Origin of the sequence: Sphingomonas yabuuchiae, from assembly GCF_014199595.1 — a bacterium.
Lineage (GTDB): Bacteria > Pseudomonadota > Alphaproteobacteria > Sphingomonadales > Sphingomonadaceae > Sphingomonas > Sphingomonas yabuuchiae.
Genome location: NZ_JACHNX010000048.1, coordinates 1 through 3,600, shown reverse-complemented (window position 1 = coordinate 3,600; position 3,600 = coordinate 1). Strand labels below are relative to the sequence as shown.

Sequence of the window (3,600 nt, the reverse complement as noted above, 5' to 3'; positions counted from 1 at the left end):
CAGGATCATGCACCACGCCCCGAAGGAGGGCGCCCGACCCTCGGCCCGCAGCTGCTGCACATCCGGCTGCATCTGCCAGCTGTAGGCGCTCTCGCTCATCGCGAAACCGGAGGCGGTCATGCGGCGGCCCTCACGCGGAAAGTGTTGGCCTTCCGCCAACGCAGGGCGATCCCGCCACGCTCGCGCTCGATCCACAGACGCGCGCGGGTGACGTGCCAGCCGGGCGGGTCGACGCTATCGCCCGTTCCGACGTGGTGCACAGCGAAGAACACAAAGTTCCAGACGCGATGGAGCGCGAACGAGGGCGTCGGCTGATTGTAACGGTAGAACGACCAGCCGTAGCCGCCCGTCTTGCCGAACAGCCGCTTGTGCCCTGCCACTTGGGTCAGATTGTCGACGTGGTGGATGATACCGAGCGTCGTGCGCTTCGTGAAGCCGTACCTGCTCACTTCCGCCCCTCTCCGTGCGAGAGGGCGGCGAGGAAGGGATGCGCTATCTCGCTTTCGTACAGCCCCGAAGGGTGCATCCTTTCGCCCCGAGCCTCGCAAGCATCCTTCAAATGGACCAAGGGTTGCGCGTCGAAACCGCAAGTGTTGCACTCGTACCCCGTATCCAGCGCCCCTCCCTTGCAGGCCGGACAATTATCCCAATCAGGATCGTCGGGATTGCGGCGGACTTCTTCTACCCCATCCGCCACAGTCTGGGGGGTGCGTCGGCGATTTTTGATTGCGCGGTCACTGCTCGCTTGAAAGCGTAGGTACTGCTCGCGGGGTAGCGTCGGTAGCGTCTCGTCGCCAGCGAGCCAACGGCTGTAGGTATCCACCTCCCCCGCCGGGACCGCATCGACAGCGGGTTTCGCCTGATGCGTGGCCCCTGCGATGAACGCCGCGCGCTCGGCGGCCTGATCCTCACCCGGGTACAGCGCGCAAGCGTGTTCGCTGGCACCAAACGCCGCCAATTCGGCCGCATCACCGGAAACACCTTTACCGGCCGGGCAATGGCATGTGCCGAGCCATTCGCCGTCGATACGGTGAACGTCGCCGGTATCGTCACAGTCGGGGCACCGCCCGCCGTTGTTGTCCTTGCCCAGGCCGACAGAGTCCTGGGATTGCATGGCGAGAATGGTGTCTCGGGCCTTTTCGCCAAGCGATACGTGGCGCGTTTCTGCACACACGCGATAGGCTTCCTGTGCGGCCTGTCGCAAGATGCTGGCCCGTTCGTCTGCCGCATCGGCAGCGGGCGCGGGGGTGGCGGCGATGTCTTCAGCCGATTTCGTCTCGGATAGTGCGCGGGCATGTCGCCACCATTCCGCCAACTTGGCGGCAGCTTCCTCATGCCCGACAAGCCACGTTCGCTCGGCAAGCGTCTGATAGTGGACCAGCATAAGGACAGCATCCTGCCATGCCTTATCCTGCATCCAATGGTGGAGTTGGGCCGCGTCCGCTTGACCTTGCGCGTAACCGGCGGTGTATTGGTCACCCTCCCCCGCATCGCCCGCGCGGCTGTCGAGGGCGGCGAGGCGGTGGGCGGCGAAAGCCTGAACCAACGTGCCAGCATCGCCCTCATCTTCACCCATCGTCGGGCGTCCATTGGCAATGTCACTCATCAGGCGGGCCGCCATGATGCGATGAAAGGCCTGCACCGCGTCGCGGTCGGCCTGCGTTACAGGTAGCAGGTCGCTCATTTCCGGCTCCGCTTGTTCTGGTAGGCATCCACGACTTTCGACGTGTGGTGATGCGGCGTTTCCTGACCGCAGATCGGGCAAGCGAAACCGCCCCGCCCTTCCGCCTCGCGCACAGCATCCGGCGTCTGTCGGGTGGTCATGCGGGGTCTCCCATGAAAAGATTGCCCTGGCGCTGCGCGTCCTCGATGCGACGGCAGGCTAAGTTGAAATGGGCGTGGTCGCGCTCAATCCCGATGAATCCACGCCCAGCCTGCACGGCAGCAACACCTGTGGTTCCGCTGCCCATAAATGGGTCACACACAACTTGTGCTGGCTTGGTGAAGTCCGCCACCAGTTCAGCCATCAAACGACGGGGCTTCTCCGTAGGATGCTGGCCAGTGCGCTCAGGATTATTGACCAGGTGCGTGTAGACGCCGCGCTTTCCTCCAGCGTTCCAGCTACGATGGCCGGGGGCGCACCAAGCTGTGACAGCGCATTCAAATCCTCGTGCCGCGCCCTGACCATTCATCCTAGGCGTTGAGTCCGGCTTCACCCAAGCAAGACAAGTATCGTACTTGGCTCCGACAGCTTGAAGATCGTCACGCCAAGCGCGGACGCCCTCGGCAAGCGTGAATAGAATGACCCATCCTTGCGATAGGCGGACGCATTCGGCCGCAATCGCTGAACGATCAGCGTTGACACCTTCGAAGCCAAAGGACGTTAGCCGGTTTGAGGCGTAGCTTTTTCCGTCGTTGCGAAGCGTCGCAAACTTACCAACGGCAGCGTGCAACTCATCTTCGTATGGCGGGTCGCTAATGACATGGTCGACCGGGGCAAGTGTTGGCAGGATATGCAGGCAATCGCCCAGATAAAGCGTAGCGTTGCCGATCACCTCTTTGCGCTGGTAGGTCATGCCTTCCCCCCATCGCTGGCGTGAGAGGCGGGGGTGGCGGGGACGAACCGGCCGTCATGGAACTCGCCGCTGTTGCGGGCCCACAGCTTGCCATCCTCGCCACGGTAGATGACTAGCTCCGCGTGTTCGAGCTGGGGCTGTCCGGCCTGCAACTCCGCCGTACCGATCACCTGATAGACAGTTCCGCGCTTCACATGACGCCACTTCCCCTCCCCCTGGCGGATCGCGTCTGCGGAGAGGGTGGAGAGGGTCGGGTCTAAGCCGAAGAGAGCGGGATCGACCCCGAACATGGCGGCATCAAAGCTAGAGAGCACATCCGCCAGTCCGCACGAGCAATCGACACGACATCCATCATCGGTTGCCTCTCCCACAATCGAACGGCAGGTAGGAGAATGGCGCATCCAGGACCGGCCAAGCAGCATGGCGGAGGTCACCTTCTCCACCGCCTCCCGATCCATCGCGGGCGGGGCGGCGCGGGTGTTCCAGGCGGCGATGGCACGCTGTTTGCTGTCCATCACCGGCCCTTCAAAGCCGCATGCGCATTGGACGCCAAACAGCGTCTTCCTATCGAGCGGTTGAACGAAAAGGCTATCAGGGCAGTCGCACCACGGGTTCGGGCACGGCAGCAGCTTCGCGCTATCGGGTATTTGGTCAGCCACGGGCGGACTCCTGCGGGTTGGCTGCGCTCGCGGCCATGCGGTCGATGTTCTCGGCGGTGACGGTGAAGGTCAGCGCGACGACGTCCGGGTTATCGCACCAGCATTCGCCGTCCGTGCGGTGCAGGGACGACCAGAGGCGAGCGAATGCTCCGGCGGCGGTCGGCATCTGCGGCAGGTCGGCCTCCGGCACATGCCAGCCACCTGCGATCTGCTGAACGCCCTCGGCTTGCGCGTCGGCATCCGTGATTGAGCACAGCGGCTGGATACGGGCATCGACCACCGTCAGCGTCAGGCGTGACGCCCAGCGAGGCTGGTGGATCGATGGCGTCCACCGGCTGATTTGTCCCTCAATCGTGCCACCATCG

5 protein-coding genes and 1 pseudogene are annotated in these 3,600 nt (G+C 63.6%); all 6 read right to left on the bottom strand.

Annotated features, from left to right (window positions below; translation table 11 throughout):
- Window positions 1–116 precede the first annotated feature (116 nt).
- A complete protein-coding gene (locus GGQ89_RS19670) occupies window positions 117–449 on the bottom strand; it encodes a hypothetical protein (RefSeq protein ID WP_184107169.1) in 333 nt (110 codons plus the stop codon).
- Complete coding sequence (locus GGQ89_RS19665) at window positions 446–1,684, bottom strand: hypothetical protein (protein ID WP_184107167.1); 1,239 nt, start codon at window positions 1,682–1,684, stop codon at window positions 446–448. Before GGQ89_RS19665 ends, GGQ89_RS19670 begins: the two co-directional genes overlap by 4 nt.
- Entirely contained in the window at window positions 1,681–1,824 is a 144-nt protein-coding gene (locus GGQ89_RS19660; RefSeq protein ID WP_184107165.1) for a hypothetical protein, read from the bottom strand. The genes GGQ89_RS19665 and GGQ89_RS19660 overlap by 4 nt, the downstream gene beginning before the upstream one ends.
- A complete protein-coding gene (locus GGQ89_RS19655; RefSeq protein ID WP_184107163.1) occupies window positions 1,821–2,576 on the bottom strand; it encodes a DNA-methyltransferase in 756 nt (251 codons plus the stop codon). Before GGQ89_RS19655 ends, GGQ89_RS19660 begins: the two co-directional genes overlap by 4 nt.
- Window positions 2,573–3,235 (bottom strand): Lar family restriction alleviation protein, encoded by a 663-nt coding sequence (locus GGQ89_RS19650; RefSeq protein ID WP_184107161.1) that lies wholly within the window; start codon window positions 3,233–3,235, stop codon window positions 2,573–2,575. Before GGQ89_RS19650 ends, GGQ89_RS19655 begins: the two co-directional genes overlap by 4 nt.
- A pseudogene (locus tag GGQ89_RS19645) lies at window positions 3,228–3,600 on the bottom strand (hypothetical protein); the annotation flags it as partial. The gene GGQ89_RS19650 and the pseudogene GGQ89_RS19645, both read right to left, overlap by 8 nt.

Coding starts and splice junctions, on each gene's coding strand:
- GGQ89_RS19655 (WP_184107163.1), bottom strand. CDS start 2,576: ATGACCTACCAGCGCAAAGAGGTGATCGGCAACGCTACGCTTTATCTG.
- GGQ89_RS19665 (WP_184107167.1), bottom strand. CDS start 1,684: ATGAGCGACCTGCTACCTGTAACGCAGGCCGACCGCGACGCGGTGCAG.
- GGQ89_RS19660 (WP_184107165.1), bottom strand. CDS start 1,824: ATGACCACCCGACAGACGCCGGATGCTGTGCGCGAGGCGGAAGGGCGG.